The organism is Brenneria sp. hezel4-2-4, assembly GCF_013155275.1.
Taxonomy (GTDB): domain Bacteria; phylum Pseudomonadota; class Gammaproteobacteria; order Enterobacterales; family Enterobacteriaceae; genus Brenneria.
Map to the genome: position 1 here is coordinate 1 of NZ_JABJXS010000006.1, position 19,896 is coordinate 19,896.

The 19,896-nt window shown below is 51.2% G+C and carries 15 protein-coding genes; 6 read left to right on the plus strand and 9 right to left on the minus strand.

Annotated elements, in window-relative coordinates:
• Positions 1 to 521: 521 nt before the first annotated feature.
• The 5 genes from HOY33_RS13115 to HOY33_RS13135 form a co-directional block, all read right to left on the minus strand.
• Positions 522 to 2,489 (minus strand): YjhG/YagF family D-xylonate dehydratase, encoded by a 1,968-nt coding sequence (locus tag HOY33_RS13115; protein ID WP_172290668.1) that lies wholly within the window; start codon positions 2,487 to 2,489, stop codon positions 522 to 524.
• A gap of 81 nt (positions 2,490 to 2,570) precedes the next feature.
• The gene (locus HOY33_RS13120; protein WP_172290669.1) at positions 2,571 to 3,488 is read right to left on the minus strand and encodes a dihydrodipicolinate synthase family protein; all 918 of its coding nucleotides are present in this window, start codon (positions 3,486 to 3,488) and stop codon (positions 2,571 to 2,573) included.
• Positions 3,489 to 3,853: 365 nt separating this feature from the next.
• The gene (locus HOY33_RS13125) at positions 3,854 to 4,669 is read right to left on the minus strand and encodes a DeoR/GlpR family DNA-binding transcription regulator (RefSeq protein WP_172290670.1); all 816 of its coding nucleotides are present in this window, start codon (positions 4,667 to 4,669) and stop codon (positions 3,854 to 3,856) included.
• 45 nt (positions 4,670 to 4,714) lie between these two features.
• Positions 4,715 to 5,695 carry a D-threonate 4-phosphate dehydrogenase gene (locus HOY33_RS13130; RefSeq protein ID WP_172290671.1) on the minus strand — a complete coding sequence of 327 codons (981 nt, stop codon included), beginning with the start codon at positions 5,693 to 5,695 and terminating at the stop codon, positions 4,715 to 4,717.
• A complete protein-coding gene (locus tag HOY33_RS13135) occupies positions 5,688 to 7,001 on the minus strand; it encodes a four-carbon acid sugar kinase family protein (RefSeq protein WP_172290672.1) in 1,314 nt (437 codons plus the stop codon). Before HOY33_RS13135 ends, HOY33_RS13130 begins: the two co-directional genes overlap by 8 nt.
• 214 nt (positions 7,002 to 7,215) lie before the next feature.
• On the opposite strand from HOY33_RS13135, the gene HOY33_RS13140 reads away from it, so the two are divergent.
• From HOY33_RS13140 to HOY33_RS13165, 6 genes are all read left to right on the plus strand, one after another.
• Complete coding sequence (locus HOY33_RS13140; protein ID WP_172290673.1) at positions 7,216 to 8,352, plus strand: iron-containing alcohol dehydrogenase; 1,137 nt, start codon at positions 7,216 to 7,218, stop codon at positions 8,350 to 8,352.
• A 36-nt stretch (positions 8,353 to 8,388) separates the two neighbouring features.
• Positions 8,389 to 9,276 (plus strand): dihydrodipicolinate synthase family protein, encoded by an 888-nt coding sequence (locus HOY33_RS13145; RefSeq protein ID WP_172290674.1) that lies wholly within the window; start codon positions 8,389 to 8,391, stop codon positions 9,274 to 9,276.
• A gap of 298 nt (positions 9,277 to 9,574) precedes the next feature.
• Positions 9,575 to 10,747 carry an exo-alpha-sialidase gene (locus HOY33_RS13150; RefSeq protein ID WP_172290675.1) on the plus strand — a complete coding sequence of 391 codons (1,173 nt, stop codon included), beginning with the start codon at positions 9,575 to 9,577 and terminating at the stop codon, positions 10,745 to 10,747.
• Between the two features lie 256 nt (positions 10,748 to 11,003).
• Positions 11,004 to 12,290: an SLC13 family permease gene (locus tag HOY33_RS13155; protein WP_172290676.1), complete on the plus strand. Its 1,287-nt coding sequence runs from the start codon at positions 11,004 to 11,006 to the stop codon at positions 12,288 to 12,290.
• 295 nt (positions 12,291 to 12,585) lie between these two features.
• Entirely contained in the window at positions 12,586 to 13,311 is a 726-nt protein-coding gene (locus tag HOY33_RS13160; protein ID WP_172290677.1) for a TerC family protein, read from the plus strand.
• Complete coding sequence (locus tag HOY33_RS13165; RefSeq protein ID WP_172290678.1) at positions 13,311 to 13,787, plus strand: YhcH/YjgK/YiaL family protein; 477 nt, start codon at positions 13,311 to 13,313, stop codon at positions 13,785 to 13,787. The genes HOY33_RS13160 and HOY33_RS13165 overlap by 1 nt, the downstream gene beginning before the upstream one ends.
• 143 nt (positions 13,788 to 13,930) lie before the next feature.
• On the opposite strand, the gene yacL is transcribed toward HOY33_RS13165, so the two are convergent.
• The 4 genes from yacL to acnB all read right to left on the minus strand — a co-directional run bounded on the left by yacL (position 13,931) and on the right by acnB (position 19,735).
• Positions 13,931 to 14,293, minus strand: coding sequence for a protein YacL (yacL, locus tag HOY33_RS13170; protein WP_172290679.1), 363 nt, complete (start codon positions 14,291 to 14,293; stop codon positions 13,931 to 13,933).
• 201 nt (positions 14,294 to 14,494) lie between these two features.
• Positions 14,495 to 15,457: an Rpn family recombination-promoting nuclease/putative transposase gene (locus tag HOY33_RS13175; RefSeq protein WP_370541747.1), complete on the minus strand. Its 963-nt coding sequence runs from the start codon at positions 15,455 to 15,457 to the stop codon at positions 14,495 to 14,497.
• 218 nt (positions 15,458 to 15,675) lie between these two features.
• Positions 15,676 to 16,737 (minus strand): alkene reductase, encoded by a 1,062-nt coding sequence (locus tag HOY33_RS13180; RefSeq protein ID WP_172290681.1) that lies wholly within the window; start codon positions 16,735 to 16,737, stop codon positions 15,676 to 15,678.
• Between the two features lie 400 nt (positions 16,738 to 17,137).
• Positions 17,138 to 19,735, minus strand: a complete 2,598-nt coding sequence (acnB, locus tag HOY33_RS13185; protein ID WP_172290682.1) for a bifunctional aconitate hydratase 2/2-methylisocitrate dehydratase — start codon at positions 19,733 to 19,735, stop codon at positions 17,138 to 17,140.
• Positions 19,736 to 19,896: the final 161 nt, after the last annotated feature.

A 19,896-nucleotide genomic window follows, 5' to 3' on the forward strand; every position in this document is an offset into this window, starting at 1 on the left:
TCAGGGCAAAAGCAATTTGCTCTTCAGTACAGCGGATCTTTTTCATGGCCGGATTGCCTCTTTTTTAAGGAAAAGAAGGGCAGAAAACTCCAGTTTAGCCTGGTCCTGTTTAATGGGAAGAGATCAGGATACAAACGTATTCAACTTTAACTTCATGATTAGAATAAGCAGGAAAAAAATCCCGACACAGACAATAAATAAAGGCATATCAGTAACTCCGGGTTTTTATATTATTAAAGGTAAGATAGTTTTCTATTACTTATGATTTTCCCTGATAATTAACCCTACGACTCCTGCAATAACATTTATTTCTTACAAACCTATCCCATTTATTTAAAGTTGCAGAAAGACGACCAACATCCCGGCAACTTTAAAATTAAATATATAAAAATAAATCGCATGAAAAATAGAAGACAACACCTACCCGATGGCTATTACCGCTTGTTTAATTAAACCAAGCGGTAATGCACCACATTATTTCCAGTCAGATAATTATCTTTTTTATTTTTGGCTATTCGATATTATTTATTTAATGCTTTTACACCTGCCTGTAATACTTCGATAATTTTATCGGTATCATAAATACAGCCTTTCCAGGTTCCGCCGCTGGCCGCCTGTAGCGCCGCCCATAAACGCGTGTCATCAGGCAGTTCCGGATGGGGGCTCAAATCAGGATGGGCCTCGCGTTTCGCCAGCACCTCAGCCGCTTCATCCGGCGTCAGAGGGTGTTCCTCGCTGCCGATAAAATTAATCGATCCCGACAATTCCCGACGATCGATGATAATTTCAATCATATCGCCATCGCGCAGCTTGCCAATCGGCCCACCGACCAACGCTTCCGGCCCGACATGCCCGACGCAGGCGCCGGTAGAGACGCCGGAAAAGCGGGCATCGGTAATCAGCGAAACATATTTGCCGTAAGGTAAGTGCTTCAGCGCCGACGTCACCTGATACGTCTCCTCCATACCGGTTCCCGACGGCCCGCCGCCGATGATCACCATGATGTCGCCCTTGTGCACATGGCCTTGTTTAATGGCTTTAATCGCCAACTCTTCCGATGTAAAAACGCTGGCTTTACCGGTATGCCGGTAGATACCATCCTCCCCGACCACCGAGTCGTCTATTGCCGTCGATTTAATGACCGATCCTTCCGGGGCGATATTGCCCACCGGAAAGGTGATCGTCGACGTCAGGCCTCGGGTACGAGCCTGCGCCGGGCTCATGATCACCTCATCAGGGTGAATGCCGTCCAGCTCTTGCAAACGTTCGCGGAATATTTGCCGCCGCGCCGAATTTTCCCACCATGCCAGGTTATCACCCAAGGTTTCCCCGGTAACGGTCAGCACATCTTCATGCAACAGCCCTAATGCACGCAGGTGCAGCATCACTTCGGGTACGCCGCCGGCAAGAAACGCGCGCACGGTCGGATGATAAACCGGGCCGTTAGGCAACACGCTGACCAGCCGCGGTACTCGGCGATTGATGGCGGTCCATTGATCGACGCCAGGGATCTGACACCCCGCGGCATGTGCAATGGCGGGAATATGCAGCAGTAGATTGGTTGACCCGCCAAAAGCGGCGTGCACCGTCATCGCATTCTCAATCGCCTTGTCGGTCAGAATATCCCGGGTCGTCAACCCCTTACGTTCCAGCGTCAGTACCGCGCGCGACGACTGACGCGCAATTTCCAGCCAGACCTCCTGCCCAGAAGGCGCCAGCGCGGAATGCGGCAGCGCCAGCCCCAGTCCTTCGGCCACCACCTGTGACGTACCGGCCGTACCGAGGAACTGGCATCCGCCGCCCGGGGAAGCACATGCCCGGCAGCCGAGCATCGCGGCTTCTTCCAGCGTCAGATCGTGATTGGCAAACCGCGCGCCAATCGTCTGCACTTTGCCCGCGTCCTCACCGTGCGTCGGCGGCAGCGTGGCGCCGCCGGGAACGATGATCGTCGGCAGAGAGTGCATGGATGCCAGCGCAATCATCATCGCCGGTAGTCCTTTATCGCAGGTCGCGACGCCAATTACCGCCTTACGGGTGGGGAGGGAACGGATCAGACGACGAAAAACCACCGCCGCATCATTGCGGTATGGCAGAGAGTCAAACATCCCGGTGGTGCCCTGAGAGCGCCCGTCGCACGGGTCGCTGATATAGCCGGCAAACGGTACGCCGCGATGAAGCGCAATTTCCTCGGCGGCGGCGCGCATTTGCAAACCAATTTCCCAGTGACCGGTATGGTAACCCAGCGCCACCGGCGTGCCATCCGCATCGCGGATGCCGCCCTGCGTGCCAAGAATCAACACTTCACTACCCAATAACTTGTTCGGATCCCACCCCATGCCGGCGTTGAGCGTCAGACCAAAAATATGGCCGCTCGGCGAATCGATCAGCATTTCCGGCGTCAACGGCAGCGCCCCCTGTGGCCCCGCCGCGTGGGTATGAATGTCATAGACCTGCGCATTGTCTTGATTAAAAATAGTATTAATAGACATGGCTTCTTCACTTATTCAGTAGAATTAAAATCACTGTATCCCTTGGGGAACAGCGGTAACCTATTCTATCCGTAGCGTGCGTTATTCCTGTGGAAATAGAGCGGCGTCAATCAGCGTTTGCCTGACCTGCGCTTTCTGCCTGTCGTTCAGAGGCTGAGTGGGCGGCAGACAGACAGTCGAAATATCCAACCCCATCAACTTCATCGCCTCTTTCACCACATTGACGAATGGGCTGTCGATTTGATAAAGCCTCGGCAATTGCAGAATAGTTTTATGCAGCGCGGCGGCCTGCGCCAAATCGCCGGCGGATACCGACTGATACAGGCCGACAGACAACGCCGGCGCAAAGTTGGCACTGGCGGAAATCGCGCCATCCCCTCCCAGCAGTAGTGTATTCAGCAAATGATCATCAAACCCGCAGAACACGCTGAAATCAGGATGGGCAGACTTCACGGTGGTAATCATGTCGCGTAAATGGGCGACCGAGTCGATGGTGTCTTTAATCCCCACAATATTGGCATGTGCATCGACGAGGCGTTTCACCAATTCAGGATAGAGATCCTGCCCGGTCAGTTTTGGGAAGTTGTACAAAATCACGGGTAGCGCGACCGCCTGTGCAATGGCGCCGTAGTAGCCGAACAGATTTTCTTCGGTGATTTGCCAGTAATACGGGTTAATGGCCACCACCGCATCCGCGCCTGCCGATTGCGCATGCTGGCTTAGCGCCACCGCTTCCCGTGTATTGGTGCTGCCAACCCCGATCAATACAGGAACGCGCCCGTCCACCAGGCGAATAGCCGTTTCGGTCAACCGCATCCGCTCTGTCGCCGACATTTGCGAAAACTCGCCGCCCGTACCGAGGAAAAACAAACCATTCACGCCAGCCGTAATCAGATAGTCGATCACACGCCGCATTCCGGTCTCATCCAACGAACCATCGGCAGCAAAGATCGAAGATACCGGAGGAATGATCCCGGAAAATTTTGTGCAAAACCCCATGAACGTCTCCTTACAACACCAAGAGAGGAAGGCCCTTGTCTTTCGACGACGTTAATCGCGATGATTGAGAACCTATCGATAATTTGTTTTACATTATAGAACTAAGTTCTACATTGCATAACAGGATGCTAGCACCGTTGTTTATGGCGAGTAAATAACCGGCTTAGGACATCCTTTAGAAATGGTTTGTGGATCACAAAATCAACGGCAGGAGATAAAAATCTGAATAAAGTAAGGCGGCATTCCTGCGAGGGAAAGCAGTCAGAGCGGGCAGTCTTTGAATATGCGGGGCGGATGACTCACGTGCAGTGGTGCGATGCCGCACCGCTCCACAGATAAAACATTTATAAAGCGGAGATGCCTTGTTACACCAACGTCAAATTAAACGGCTGCGCCTTAAGCTGAGCCTGAGCTTCCGGCGGTAATCCGCCGTCGGTGACGATATCCGAAAGATCGGATAAGGGCGTGACGCAAAATAGTGAATAAGCGCCGTACTTACTGCTGTCCGCCAGCAAAACCCGGCGGCTGGCGTTGAGGCCGAGATCCTGCTTCACGCCGGCTTTTTCCTCGGTCGGCGTGGTGATGCCTTTTTCCAGACTCCACGAGTTGCAACTGATGAACGCGATATCCGGGTAGATGCTGCGTAATAAACGCCGGCCGTGTTCGCCGATGCATGACTGGCTGCTGTCATCAATCCGCCCGCCGATAATCGTCACTTCAATCTGTTTGAATTCGGACAAAAACAGGGCGATTTGCAGATCGGCGGTGATCACCCGCAATGGCAGGTGCGTCAGATTGCGCGCCAGCTCCAACATGGTAGTGCCCGCATCCAGCACCACCGCGCTGCCCGGTTTCACCAGCGTCGCGGCATAGCGGGCGATGGCCTGTTTTTCCTGTAAATTACGTTGAAGCTTTTCATTAGTGGTCGGCTGGGAGGGAATAAACCGGTTAAGCGTGACGCCGCCGTGGCTGCGGCTGATAACGCCCTGCTCATCCAGTTTGATCAGATCGCGGCGAATCGTCGCCGGGGAAGCATCAATGACAGTAACAAGTTCATCCACCGTCACCAGATTATGGCTTTTCAGATAATCCATAATCTGATCAAGACGGCTTTGACCTCTCACTTTATCCCCGCTTACGCGGAAAGCATCACTCAATGTTTGCCCCACGACGATATCCATTTATTTAATTAAAAACTCCCGTCAGCCATAGAAAATCTCCCGATATTACGCAAGCTGCATGGCCAACTTGATTGAGATCGCCATGCTCTCAGACTTCGCTTTTCCTGTCCAGGCAATATCAAACGCGGTGCCATGATCGGCGGAGGTACGAATAAAAGGTAATCCGGCGGTAATATTGACGCCATCATAAAAGCCCAGCAGCTTCAGCGGAATATGACCCTGATCGTGATACATCGCCACCACCATATCATACTGCCCTTCATACGCCTGTAAGTAGACGGTATCGGGCGGGCATGGGCCGTATACGTCAATCCCTTTGGCTTTCATCGCTTCAACCGACGGCGAAACAATCTTGATTTCTTCATCGCCAAACAGGCCGTTTTCTCCGGCGTGCGGGTTTACCCCGGCAACGGCAATGCGCGGATGGGTGAAACCAACCCGTTTAAGGAAAGTATCCGCCATCGCAATCACCGTTTCAACGCGGTCGCGGTTAAGCGTATCCAGGAATTTACGCAGCGCGATATGCGTTGAAACATGGATCACTTTCAGTTTATCGGTATACAGCACCATGGCGTAGTCGCGGCTGTGGGTGAGCTTCGCCAGTAATTCCGTATGCCCCGGATAGAGATGTCCCGCTGAATAGAGCGCTTCCTTGTTCAGTGGCGCGGTGGCGATGGCATGAACCTCTTCCGCCATCGCCAGCTCCGTGGCCCGTTTAACGCAGCGGTAGGCCAGATCGCCCGCCTGAGCCTGAACGATGCCCGGCTTAAGCGTCAGCGGATCGGCCAGCGGTTCGTCGATGATATTCACCACGCCGGGGGTAAAAACCGCGTCGGCGGGCTTATTGATAACCTTTAATTCAACCGCCGGCACCGCATTCAGCGCCTGAATACGGCGCAGCGTCTGCACACAACCAATCACCACTGCCGGGGCGCCAGAGAGTTCTCCCTCAGCCAGCGACTTGATAATAATTTCCGGACCAATACCTGCCGGGTCGCCCATGGTTACCGCAATAATTTTACTCACTGACTTTCTCCTCAATAAAACGCAAAACGTCCAGCAAAGTGGTTTCGTTACCAAATCCCCCCGCTTTAGTCATAACGGGGATATCGCCGACCACGCTGTCCAGCAATCGCCCCCAGGGCACGCACGCGGCGATTTGCCCCTTGATCTGAAAACCGCTGGCGCCCAGCGCGGTCGCCACCGCAATCGCAATATCACCGCCGGATAAATACAGCCCTCCCGGCAACGGACGCTTAGCCATGCTGTTCGCCATGACGATATTGCGCGTCAGCTCCCCCAGCGCATGGCTGATGGTGTCGCCAAGCTGTTGCCGACTCAGCCTATGCTGTTGACACAAGTTGTTGATTTCAAAACGTTGGTTATCGTGATGACAGGTTCGAATGATGCAATGGCGTCCCTGTTCCAGCGCGGTGAGCGCTTCATCGCGCCAGCGGGTCATCGCCGTCAGAACAGACTGAGAAAGTAATTCATTGATATTGATATCAACGATCTGCACATTACGCCGCTGACTGATGGCGATAATCTGTTTTTGAGCGATATCGCTCATCGAACCCACCACCGCCAGCAGCGGTTTACTGGTTTCCGGCTGAAAATTCAGGGTCTGCGCCAGTGCTTCACTCAACCCGGCCGAGCCCACCAGCAAGGGACGGAAAGCCAATGTATCGGCGGCGTTGACGATGTTTTCCAGGTCGTCCTGATGCTCGGCATCCAGAATCACCAGACGCACGCCCGACTCGGCCAAATGATGAAAACGTGCGCCCAGATCGGCCCGACGGATGTCGGCTAAATGAATTTCCGCCATCGGCAGCGTCGTCTGTTCCGCCAGGCGGCTGGCAATCGACGCCGAGCTAACCGGGGTTTTCGGATCGCTGGCAAACTCGGTGTCCGTCAGCAAACGCCCATGCACCCAGACCTGACCGGCACGGGTAACCCGGCCCTGCGCCGGTGAGGCGGGAGCAACCAGCGCCAATGGCGCCTGCATGGCCGCCAACGCCGCCTCAATTTCCGCCCCTATATTTCCCCGCAAGGTGGAATCGATCTTTTTAACTACCCATCCCTGCCCGCCGGCGTCATACCACGCGTTCACCGCTTGTGTGGTGCGATGGGCCGCCGCCTCCGCGTTCACGGCGCGGCTACCGGTATTGATCACCACGGCGTCACCCAGCAGATCCATATGCAGCTTATCGACTTCGAACATCACGCTAACCTGAGCGCCATTTCGCGACAGGCCGACGCCGGCATCATTTGCCCCAGTGAAATCATCCGCAACGACCAATACCCGATCCGCTGTCTGCTGCTCTTTCGGCATACTCCATCTCCGGCTTATCGATTACCTGATAATGATTATATTAAATCATATTTGATTATATGTGAGCAATCTCAAATTATTTGAAATGAATTTAACCTATAAATTGTCCCTACAATGTGGCAAATGGCTTTTTACATTGATTGACCTCAAGCCATTTGACTGAAACAAATCATCGGCATTGGCTGGATTCTGGAAGAAAAGGCAAGGTAATAGCATGAACATCAATAGCACCATCATCAGCGGCTATCGGGTACTACAGGACATTCGCCATCTTATGGCAGGCAAACAGCACGTATTGTTTGTCACTGATAAGAACATCGTCGGCCTGTCCGATGTACAGGCGCTGATCGAGCAAGTCAGGCAGACAGTCTCTCAGGTAGTCGTGGTGGACAATGTTCCCGCCGAGCCCAGCCAGCATGATGTGGCGGGAATATTGGCGCACTTGCCTCACACCTATACCGATATGGTGATTGGGATTGGCGGCGGCAGCGTGCTGGACGTCGCTAAGCTGCTTTCCGTACTGTGCGCCGGCGATGATGCCGTCACGCTCGACACGTTGCTGGCCGGTGAAAAGCCGACGCGGCGAACACCGTCGCTGTTAATTCCGACCACTGCGGGCACCGGCTCGGAAGCCACGCCCAATGCGATTCTGGCTATTCCTGAAAAAGAGACCAAGGTCGGCATCATTACGCCGGTGATGCTGCCGGACTATGTGGCGCTGGTTCCCGAATTGACCACCAGCATGCCCGCTCACATCGCCGCCTCCACCGGTATTGATGCGTTATGCCATCTGATTGAGTGTTTCACCTCCACCGCGGCAAACCCGGTCAGTGATAACTACGCCTTAATCGGTCTGAAAAAACTGTTCGCCAATATTGAGACCTCGGTGAGTGAGCCGGGCAATCTGGAAGCCAGGCTGAATATGCTGTGGGCGTCTTACTACGGCGGCGCGGCCATTGCCCATTCCGGGACCCATCTGGTGCATGCCATGTCCTATCCGCTGGGCGGCAAATACCACATCCCGCATGGGGTGGCGAACGCCATTCTGCTCGCCCCCTGTATGCGGTTTGTACAGACGGCCGCGCAGGAGAAGTTCGCACAAGCCTACGATCTGCTGCCGGATGCCGAGCTGACGCTCGGTCGCGCGGAGAAAGCCCAGGCGCTGGTAACGTATTTCACCGCGCTGGTGAAGCGGCTCAACCTGCCCGATACGCTGCAACAGCTTGGGGTTGAAAAAGCGCATCTGCCTTATCTGGTCGATGGCGCGTTACAGGTTCAGCGTCTGATGAAAAACGTGCCGGCCCCGGTGAGTGCCGATGACGTACGCAAAATTTATTTAACGCTGTTTTAAGTTTTCATCTTTTGATAACGAATCCACGAGGAAATGATGAGTAAAAACATTACCGGCGTACTGACAGCCATCGTGACGCCCTTTGACACCCAGGGTGAATTTAATCCAGTCGCTATGCGTCGACAGGTACAGCGCCAGATGAAATATGGCAACGGTATTTTCTGCAACGGCACCAACGGCGAGTTTTTTGTTCTGCATACCGATGAAAAAATTGCCGTAACGGAAGTCTGCGTCGATGAAGCCGCAGGCAAGGTGCCGGTGGTCGGTCACATCGGCGAAATCTCCACTCGCGAAACCATCAAACTCGGTAAACGTATCGCTGCGCTGGGGGTCGATGCAGTCTCCGTGATCACCCCCTATTTTGTGCCGCTGAAACAGAAAGAGCTTATCGCACACTATTGGGCCATCGCCGATGCGCTGACCGTACCGGTATTTCTGTATAACATTCCGGCGCGCACGGGCAACACGCTGGAGCCAGAAACCGTACGTATTTTGGCCGAACATCCCAACATCATCGGTATTAAAGACAGCGCAGGCAGTTATGAAAGCCTGAGCGGCTATTTACAAGCGGTGAAAGGCTTGCCGAACTTTGATGTTCTGAACGGACCGGATTCGCTCATCCATCAGGGATTTGTTGACGGCTGTTCAGCCTGTATCTCCGGGCTGGCCAACGTCGCGCCCGAGGCCGTCAGCCAGATCTGGCATCGCTTCCATGCCGGCGATATCGAGGGGTCGCGGCTTGCTCAGGAACAGGTCAGCGAATTGCGTAATACCTTATATGCCATTGCTTTCTCACCAGCCGCAGTGAAAAAAACCATGACCCTGATGGGAGAAGACGTTGGCGTAAGCCGATATCCTGTTGAATTTGACGATAACATGAACGCTTCCATTAAAAATATTATTCAACATCATCGTTTATGCTAATTCATTTTTCGTCAGATAATCGTCAAGCAATAGAAGGGATATACAATGAATATTTCCTCTGTGATTAAAAACGGTTCTCCGTACAGTGCATTATTAACAACCCGGGTGACGGCTGCCACGGTGAAAATTATTCCCCAGGAGCCAGGAGGTAGCAGGTATCCCTATAATTCAGCATTTGGAAAAATAATCACTGATTAAACCAATAAAGAAATATCGTCTAATGTAAATTTACCAAAGCTGTTACACGATAAAAAATAAAGAAAAACTTATCTTTCAAAAATGATACGGGGGAATAAAAATGGCTACAAAATTACCGAGTGTAAGACAATCAGAACCAAATGGCGTCGTGTATCGTGATGAATTTTTAAATGTGGATTTTGCTTTAATTCCAACAGGTGGAAATAACACGGCCCATGCGCCGGCATTAATCGAAACGCAAGACGGCGGTCTATTATGTGCTTGGTTTGCCGGAAGTTTTGAAGGAAGCGGCGATATTTCCATTGCGGTATCTAAATTAGTCCCGGAAACGCAACTCTGGTCAGTTCCGGAAATAGTATCTAAAGGCGTTGATCGCAGTGAACAAAACCCTGCATTTTTTAGAGCGCCTGATAGTCAAATTTGGCTAATTTATACTTCGCAATTAAGCCGGCAAGAAGGCAAGGACAACATGCAGTTTACTTCGATCATTATGGTTCAAAAATCCAATGACGAAGGTAAAACCTGGGAAGAACCTGAAGTATTGTTTGCCCGTGAAGGGACTTTCTCAAGACAAGCGATTCAAATTTTAAGCAATGGACGCTGGATTTTCAGTACTTGGTTATGTGAGGACTCACCGGAGGGCTTGAAAAATGATCCAACCGAATTTCAACTCTCTGATGATAAAGGAAAAACGTGGAAATCTGTACGTATGCCAGAAAGTAGTGGCCGCGTTCATGCGAATGTTATTGAAGTACAAACCGGTCATTTAGTTGCTTTCATGCGCAGCCGTTTTGCCGATCGTGTGTATACAAGCGAATCTCATGACTTTGGGGATACGTGGAGTGTTCCAGAAGCCAATGTGTTACCAAATAACAACGCTAGTATTAGTGCTATCAAATTGCAATCTGGAGAAATCGCTTTAGCTTACAATGTTAATTCAGCCAATAATGCTGAATTTGGGAAAGTAGCTTGGCCAGGTCTGCGTAATCCTGTCGCTGTTTCTGTAACAGAAGATGTTGGCAAAACATGGCCAATCGGTAGAGTTTTTGAACCCGCAGAAGGCTATATTGGAATCGAAAACAAAACAAATAATTCACAATATGAATATCCGACGATTTATCAAGACAGCAATGGCGTGTTGCACTTGGTGTATGCCTACAAGAATAGACTTTGTGTTAAATACCTCCGCTTTACCGTAGAAGATTTATTTGGTGAAAAACGCGAAACAGAAGGCCTGTACAATCCAACGTCAGGTGAAGGAATAGATAAATAATCAGCGAATTGGATTTTCGCTAAACGGGGTAACAGGTTTTATAACGAGAAATAAATGTTGATTTAATTCAGCATCACGTCAGGCATTTTATAACGCGGTGCTAATGTGAGCAAAATTCAGTATGGATAGGTCAGATGGGAATGGTCAAACCATACAGAATATCTAATGTAATCGTATTCAAAGGTATTTTTTGAATACCAGAAAGAATCAACATAAACCTGTTAATTATGTTATGAAAGAAAGCGGAGAAACAACAATGACAATGGAAATGATTCACGCTCTTGTTATTTTGATTCTAATGATTGTAATGATTATGTGCGACAAGTTTGCATTTGGCGCACCGCCCATTATGGCTTGCCTTTTACTTGTAGTCACTGGTTTATCTACTGTTCAGGAAGCATTCGCCGGATTTATCAATTCAAGTGTGATTATGGTTGCAGGCTTCATGGTGGTGATGGCGGGGCTAATGAAGACGAGTTTAATTGGCAGGGTTCAGTCGGCTATGGTTACTTTAGTAAACAGGGGCGGATATAAAAGCTATGCCCTTTTACTAATCGTAGTCATGCTTGGCGCCAGTTTAACCGGTTCTGGTTCCACGGGTTATTATGTCCTTATTTTATCTTTAGTATCGACGATTCCTTATAATAAAAAAATGCCGACCTCTAAGCTGATGATGCCTTTAGGTTTTGCAACTAACCATCCGCTGGTTCCTTTTAATGTCGCACTTTTCTACGGAGTGACCGTCAGTGTTCTGGAAACAGCCGGTCACCATGTTTCACTATCGATGCCAAGATTCGCTATAGTAAATTTTATTTTGGCGCTGGGTTTCTTAATATGGGCTTTAGTTGCTTACCGTCTTTTACCGGATCATGCAATTAATGAAAATTCCGGAGACGATGAAATAGTAGAAAAAAGCGCAACGTCGACCCTGCCTAGATGGAAAGAAAATTGTACGATCGCATTATTTGCTATTAGCGTAATAGGAATGATGCTTATGAGCACCATTGGCGAGCCGGCTTATGTCATCCCGGGCATCGCCGGAGCAATCATGATGATCATCAATGTGATTGATTTCAAAGAAGTTCGCGATAATATGGGAGCCCCTGTAATTCTGATGATGGCTGGCGTCATTGGTGTAGCAGATGCGTTGGCTAATTCTGGCTTCACAGTGATGATCGGTGATGTTGTGGCTGATGCATTAGGGGCTAATATCCATCCATTTATCCTTATTTTCATTTTCGCACTTTTAACCAGTACCTGTGCTACCTTCACGGGATCAAATATGGGTTCTGTTTACATTTTTGCACCCATTGCCATCATGACTTTCTTAAGCCTGGGACTTAATCCTGTTGCTGCTGCAACCGCAGTAGTTATCTCTGGATGGAACGGTGGCTACATGCCGGTTGATGGTATGCCTGCCATGATCTTAGGGATGGGTAAATATAAGCTTCCAGAGTTCTGGAAATTCACTGTACCGATGTACTTGATTCGTATTTTCGCCCTGTGTGTCGGAGCGGTGATTATGTTCCCGTTACATTCATGATGGGATCGGGAAAAAAGACTATCAAAGCACGACCGGCATTTTTTAACTGTTCAGAATGTTAAACCTGAAGAAGCGGATCATTGACGGTCAAAAACGTTTAAAGTTTATATGAGAAGTTTGTTCTGGGTATTATCTCATTGAATGGCCTATGGTCAACTTTCGAAATTTTCAGGAACTTCGCCTCTCAGGCATTGAATGTTAATTAACAGCTCTTAAATGGGGTAAATAAATTACCCCATTTTTATAAACCATCAACTGTTTCACACTGACGAAAAAGAAACAAAGAGGAAAAAAGATGTTTATGTGGATGGCAGATCCCAATGCCTGGCTGACACTGAGTACATTAACGATCCTCGAGATTGTACTGGGTATTGATAACATTATATTTTTATCATTGGTGGTGGCGAAACTCCCTAAAGAGAAACAGAATATCGCCAGAATAACCGGATTAACGGCGGCCATGCTGATGAGGCTCTCATTACTGGCCTCGATTTCCTGGCTAATGCACCTGAACCACCCTTTATTAACGATTTTCAATCATAGTATTTCCGTCAGAGATCTGATTCTCTTTTCCGGTGGGCTTTTTCTTATTATTAAGTCAATGAAGGAAATAAAAGCATCGCTAATAACAGAAGAACATCAAGTCCATAGTCGTGTGACTTCTTTTTTCGGCGCAATCATTCAAATTATGTTACTCGATATTATTTTCAGTCTTGATTCCGTTATCACTGCCGTGGGACTGTCAGAGCATCTGGCGATTATGATGTTGGCCGTCATTATTGCAGTTCTGGTTATGATGCTGGCCGCAAAGCCGATAGGAAACTTCGTTGAAAATCATCCGTCAGTGAAAATGCTGGCGTTGGCTTTTTTAATTTTAGTCGGGTTCACCCTGGTTCTCGATGGTATTCATATCCATGTCCCTAAAGGATATATCTATTTCGCCATGTTTTTCTCTATTTCCGTCGAGACATTAAATCTAATAAGAAATAAGAGTGAATATCAACTTTCAAGGAGAATATAATGATCGCAGGTAATCTCAGCCATCTGAAACTGGCCACTTTGCCCATACCATTATGGAATATTCTGTCTGCGCCGGGCATGACGCTGACGGAACTGAACGCATTGCCGGAAGGCCGCTATCAACCTGAAGGCGCTGACTGGTTCTACAGCATCGGCACCGTGAGTACCGCGCCGCAGACGGAGCGGCACACCGAATTTCATAGCAACTATCTCGATATCCAGTTGATTTTGGCAGGAGAGGAAATCATCGGCTATGGCCTGAACGACGTACACGGCCAGGCGGCGACGGAGCGCAAACCGGATTTGTACATTCTTGATAACCCAACCGTTCCCCACAAAATACATCTCCGTGCGGGTGATTTTGCGATCTTTTACCCCGGGGAAGCGCATCAGGCCTTGTGCGCCGTTAATGACCGCCCCGCTCCGGTAAAGAAAGCGGTGTTTAAAATCCCGGTAGCCCGGTTAAATACGCACTAAGAAGATAATCGCATTCCAGTAACAATACCAAAGCATGCGCTGATTACCGGAAGCCGTTCGGGCATTGGCGCGGCGATCGCTCAGACATGACTAACATCATGCTGTGTTAATCAATGGGGAACAGGTCACAACCAAAACCCGGCTCAGCGTTGCTGTACAAATTCCCGGTATTTCGCCGCCAGATCGAGAAAATCTTCCAGGCCGCAGAGGGACAAACTTTCTTCGTCGTAATAGCTCATTCCTTCTTCCATCTCATCGACCATAAATTCAAGCTGGTTCGCCTGGATCATCACTTCCTCACCGTCCAGCAACAGCGTGTATTCATGTCCGACTTTTCGCCACTGGCGCTCACTGCCGATCACCGAACGGGCCGCCTCCACGACCTCATCCAACACCGCCAGTTGGCCCTTTACTTCTTCATTTAACCAGTGGCCCACTGCTTCATGTCCCATCGACATCCGTACAATTACCTGACCGGTAACGTCGCGCAAGAATTCATAGTCCATGATGCCATCCTCTGTGATAGTGCTTAACGCTCAGTTTAACTGCCCTCCTGCAATACCACCGTGATAGTTCGCATAATTGGAAGCAAAAAAGGTCTGCCGGTCTGATAGAGGTCACGTAATCTTACTGCCGGATGAAACGCGGGGATAAGGTTTTCGCTTCGCCACGCTCACCCCGTGCTTTCGAGGGGCGGCACGGGGAAATTAATTTTCAGTATCTTGCGCTATTAAAAGCGATAATTGCGCCATCTCTTGATCGGAAAGCTGAGTCACCTGCTGCACCATGGTTTTATCCAGCCCATTGAGCAACAACTGGCGAGCTATCTGTCGCGCGCTGGTTTTCATACCCTGTTCCATTCCTTGTTCTAAACCTTGTATTACCCCGGCCTGCATGCCCTCTTCAAATCCCATTTGTTTCAGTTGCTGAGCAATGGTCATAATCTCCTCCCGATCCACTGACAACGGCGCTGCCACTGCCTCGATAAAGTCGGCTGGTTTGGATGTATTGCCGGTCTGGGCAATATAGTGCAGCAATGCCCGTTTCTGCATTAGCGGCACCTGCCAGCGCTCAAATAATACCCCGATATCTTGCGCCAGTTCCAGCATATCCCGTGTGCGGATATGTTTTTGCACCAGTGACAGCAGCGCCGCTCGCCGATGCGTTTTGATTTCCTCATCTGGAATAACAGTGAGATCTATCAATGGAAAAGCATTACTGTATATTTGCGCCGCCAAATCCGGATCATCAAAGCCGTCCAGCCAGCGCATACTGTACGGATACGGACAGCGTTCCCCCTGATAGAACAATAACGGCACGACCAGCGGCAGTTGCTTATTCCCCTGCTCAAGATGTTGCTGCATCGCCGCCAGGCAGTAGCGCATCAGTCGGAATGCCATCATTTTGTCCGGCTTGCTCTGGTGCTCAATTAAACAGTAGATATAGCCCGTTCCGCTGAGGGTATGCAGCGAATAGAGCATATCGGAAATCCGGGCGCGCAGCGCTTCATCGACAAATGAAGCGGATTGAAGTTGCAGTGTGCTGAAATCGCAGCGTTCACGAATATCCGACGGCAGGTGGATAGTGAGAAAATCCCGAGCCACATCGATATCGCTGAGGAATATTTTGAATACATTATCGTGTGATTGCATGTCATCCCTGACGGTCATGTTCCTTTGACCTAAGGGTAATCAGTCGTGATAGCGCGTAAACATAATTTCACGCGGTCTGCAAACAGGCTCGAAAGAAAAAAACCTAAGAACGGCGGAAAAACATTTTCCTGTGCGCGATGCCGCACGGTAGGCATCGGCGTGATGGGTCTCCCATATTGAACGGCCCCATAGCCATAGTCTGAGGCCGTCCCCTTACCGGGAAACAGGAAGGTTATTTATTTGTCAGCCAGCGCCGGGTAGTCGGTATACCCTGTACCGTCAGAGCTGTAGATGGTATCGCTATTCAGCGCATTTAACGGCGCCTGGCGGCGGAAGCGCTCCACCAGATCCGGATTGGCGATATACAGTCGGCCGAAAGATACCGCATCGGCTTCCCCCTCGGCAATCAGCTGCTCGGCGGATACCTGCGTCAGGCCGTCATTGGCAATGATCGCACCGGTGAAACGTTGGCGGATCAGCGGCAGAATGCGATTCGGCGTCGTCAGCGCCTCACGGACGAAAATAAACGCCAGATGACGCTTATCCAATTGTTCGGCTACGTAACTGAACAACGCCTGCGGATCGGAGTCCTGCATCGAGTGGGTATCAGACATGGTATTCAGGTGAACGCCCACCCGATCCGCCGGCCACACGTCCAGAATGGCATCCACCGTTTCCAGCAGGAAACGCGTCCGGTTGGCGATGGAGCCGCCATATTGGTCGGTACGTTTATTGGATCCGTCATGCAGGAACTGATCGAACAGATAACCGTTGGCGGCATGGATTTCCACCCCGTCAAAACCGGCGCGCTTTGCGTTTTCCGCCGCCTGGCGGAAATCCGCCACCAGCCCGGCCACTTCCTCCGTTGTCAGCGCCCGCGGCACGACATAAGGTTTATACGGACGGATGGTGGCGATATGGCCTTCCGGCGCAATCGCGCTGGGCGCCACCGGCAGTTCGCCATCCAGATAAACCGGGTCGGAAATACGCCCGACGTGCCATAGCTGGATCACTACTTTTCCCCCAGCTTGATGCACCGCGTCATTAATCTTTTTCCAGCTTGCAATCTGCTCTTCCGACCAGATGCCCGGGGTATTGGGGTAACCCACCGCTTTCGGCGTGACGGCGGTGGCTTCAGTCAAAATCAAACCGGCGCCGGCCCGCTGGACGTAATATTCCAGCGACAAGGCGCTGGGAATGCGTTGTTCAAAAGCATGCATACGGGTAAGCGGAGCCATCACAATACGATTGGATAATGGGATCGCGCCAATCTTGATAGGATCAAACAAACTAGGCATAGCATTTTCCTTAAGACTTAACACCCTATGAATTACAGGAAGCCTATCGATAATTTTTATCGATAACCCAATGATATCATGCGCGAATCAACGCAGCGTTATAGCGCATTATGTGTGATTGCGTCATACGATTAGATACTAAGTCGGTAGCAGAAAGTTATATGCCGATGCGCCGGCACAGCGGCAACCTGCAAGAAGAAAAATGAAGAAGGAGGCCAATACCTCTGTATCGGATTTGTGAATGGTTCCGTTATTGAATTACCCATAAAAAATGCACAAAATCCGCCCTGAGGTTCAGTGAAAATGTCATACGGCACTCACCCTGAATATCATCATGGTGTATTGATAATAAAGGGGGCGTCAGATCTGACGCCCCCTTTCCGGCAAAAAACAAACTATTTTAAACCGTGGTCTGGAAGATCACGCCGTCCGCTTTATCTGTATATTGATCCAGACGATCAAAGTTCAGATAGCGGTAGGTATCCAGCGCGGTTTTATCCACCTGCTCCATATAGGCCTGATATTCATTCGGCGTCGGCAGACGACCCAGCAGCGAAGCCACCGCCGCCAGTTCAGCGGAAGCCAGATAAACGTTGGCGCCGGTCCCCAAACGGTTCGGGAAGTTACGGGTAGAGGTTGATACCACCGTCGCGCCGTCGGCCACCCGCGCCTGGTTGCCCATGCACAGTGAACAGCCGGGGATCTCAATGCGCGCACCGCTCTTGCCGAACACGCTGTAGTAACCTTCTTCGGTCAGCTGGGCCGCGTCCATTTTGGTCGGCGGCGCAACCCACAGGCGGGTCGGCAGTTGCCCTTTGTGGCTATCCAGCAGTTTACCCGCCGCGCGGAAGTGACCGATATTGGTCATACAGGAACCGATAAACACTTCATCGATCTTCTCGCCCTGCACATCGGACAACCAGCGCGCATCATCCGGATCGTTCGGCGCGCACAGGATCGGCTCTTTGATTTCAGCCAGATCGATATCGATCACCGCGGCGTATTCCGCATCGGCATCGGCTTCAAGCAGTTGCGGATCGGCCAGCCATTTTTCCATACCCTGAATACGGCGTTCCAGCGTACGGCGATCGCCGTAACCTTCCGAGATCATCCACTTCAGCAGCACGATGTTGGAATTCAGGTATTCGATAATCGGCGCTTTATCCAGCTTGATGGTGCAACCCGCGGCCGAACGTTCCGCCGAGGCGTCGGTCAGTTCAAAAGCCTGCTCCACTTTCAGATCCGGCAGACCTTCGATTTCCAGAATACGACCGGAGAAAATGTTCTTTTTGCCTTTCTTCTCAACGGTCAGCAGACCTTGTTTAATGGCGTACAGCGGAATGGCGTGAACCAGATCGCGCAGCGTGATGCCCGGCTGCATTTTGCCTTTGAAACGAACCAGCACCGATTCCGGCATATCCAGCGGCATGACGCCCGTGGCGGCGGCAAACGCCACCAGCCCGGACCCCGCCGGGAACGAGATGCCGATCGGGAACCGGGTATGGGAGTCCCCTCCGGTGCCCACGGTATCCGGCAGCAGCATACGGTTCAGCCAGGAGTGAATAACCCCATCGCCCGGACGCAGGGAAACTCCGCCGCGGTTCATGATGAAATCAGGCAGCGTATGGTGAGTCGTGACGTCAACCGGCTTCGGATAGGCCGCGGTATGGCAGAACGATTGCATCACCAGATCGGCGGAGAAGCCCAGACAGGCCAAATCTTTCAGCTCATCGCGAGTCATCGGCCCGGTGGTGTCCTGAGAGCCGACAGAGGTCATCTTCGGCTCGCAGTATTCGTTCGGACGAATACCGGCGACGCCGCAGGCGCGGCCGACCATTTTCTGCGCCAGTGAGAAACCTTTGGCGCTGGCCTCCACGGCTTTGGAAATACGGAACACTTCGCTGTGCGGCAGCCCCAGCGACTCGCGGGCCTTGGCGGTCAGTCCGCGGCCGATGATCAGCGGAATACGGCCTCCGGCGCGAACCTCATCCAGCAGCACATCGGTTTTCAGCGCAAAGGTCGCCAGCAATTCGTTGGTATCATGACGGCGAACCTCCCCTTGGTAGGGGTAGATATCAATCACATCGCCCATGTTCAGGTCGTTGACATCCACCTCGATCGGCAGCGCGCCGGCATCTTCCATAGTGTTGAAGAAGATTGGCGCAATCTTGCCGCCCAGCACCACACCGCCGCCGCGCTTGTTCGGCACATGGGGAATATCATCCCCCATAAACCATAACACGGAGTTGGTGGCGGATTTACGGGAGGAACCGGTTCCGACCACATCGCCGACATAGGCCAGCGGGAAACCTTTCTTGTTCAGTTGTTCAATCTGTTTGATTGGCCCAACCACGCCGGGCTGATCGGGCTCAATACCTTCACGGGCGTTTTTCAGCATCGCCAGCGCATGCAAGGGGATATCAGGACGCGACCAGGCATCAGGCGCGGGAGACAGGTCATCGGTGTTGGTTTCACCGGTGACTTTAAATACGGTGACGGTAATCTTTTCCGCCAGTTTAGGACGAGACAGGAACCACTCGGCGTCAGCCCAGGATTGAATGACCTGTTTGGCGTAGGTATTGCCTGCCTTCGCCTTTTCTTCCACGTCGTAAAAGTTATCAAACATCAGCAGCGTGTGCGACAACGCTTTTACGGCAATCGGCGCCAGCAAATCACTGTCCAGCGCGTCAATCAGCGGATGAATATTATAACCGCCCTGCATGGTGCCCAGCAGTTCGACCGCTTTTTCGGGGCTGACCAGCGGGGAAGAAGCCTCGCCTTTCGCGATGGCGGCCAGAAAACCGGCCTTAACGTAGGCGGCTTCATCAACACCCGGCGGGACACGGTTAATCAGCAGATCCAGTAAAACGGCCTCTTCGCCAGCCGGCGGATTTTTTAATGACTCAACCAGCGCCGCCATCTGCGTGGCGTCCAACGGCTTAGGAACAATCCCCTGTGCAGCCCGCTCGGCCACGTGCTTACGATATTCTTCTAGCACGACTTTCTCCTCGCTCTCATTGTCTTCGTTATGCCCGGCGCTCTTGTTCCTGATTATAATGTCCATGCCGGCATGTCAGCATGTGGGGGTAAGGTAAGAGAGTGCCCGGTCCAGCCTCGTCAGCATATCAGGATTTGAATCGATTGTTAATTCGTTCACAT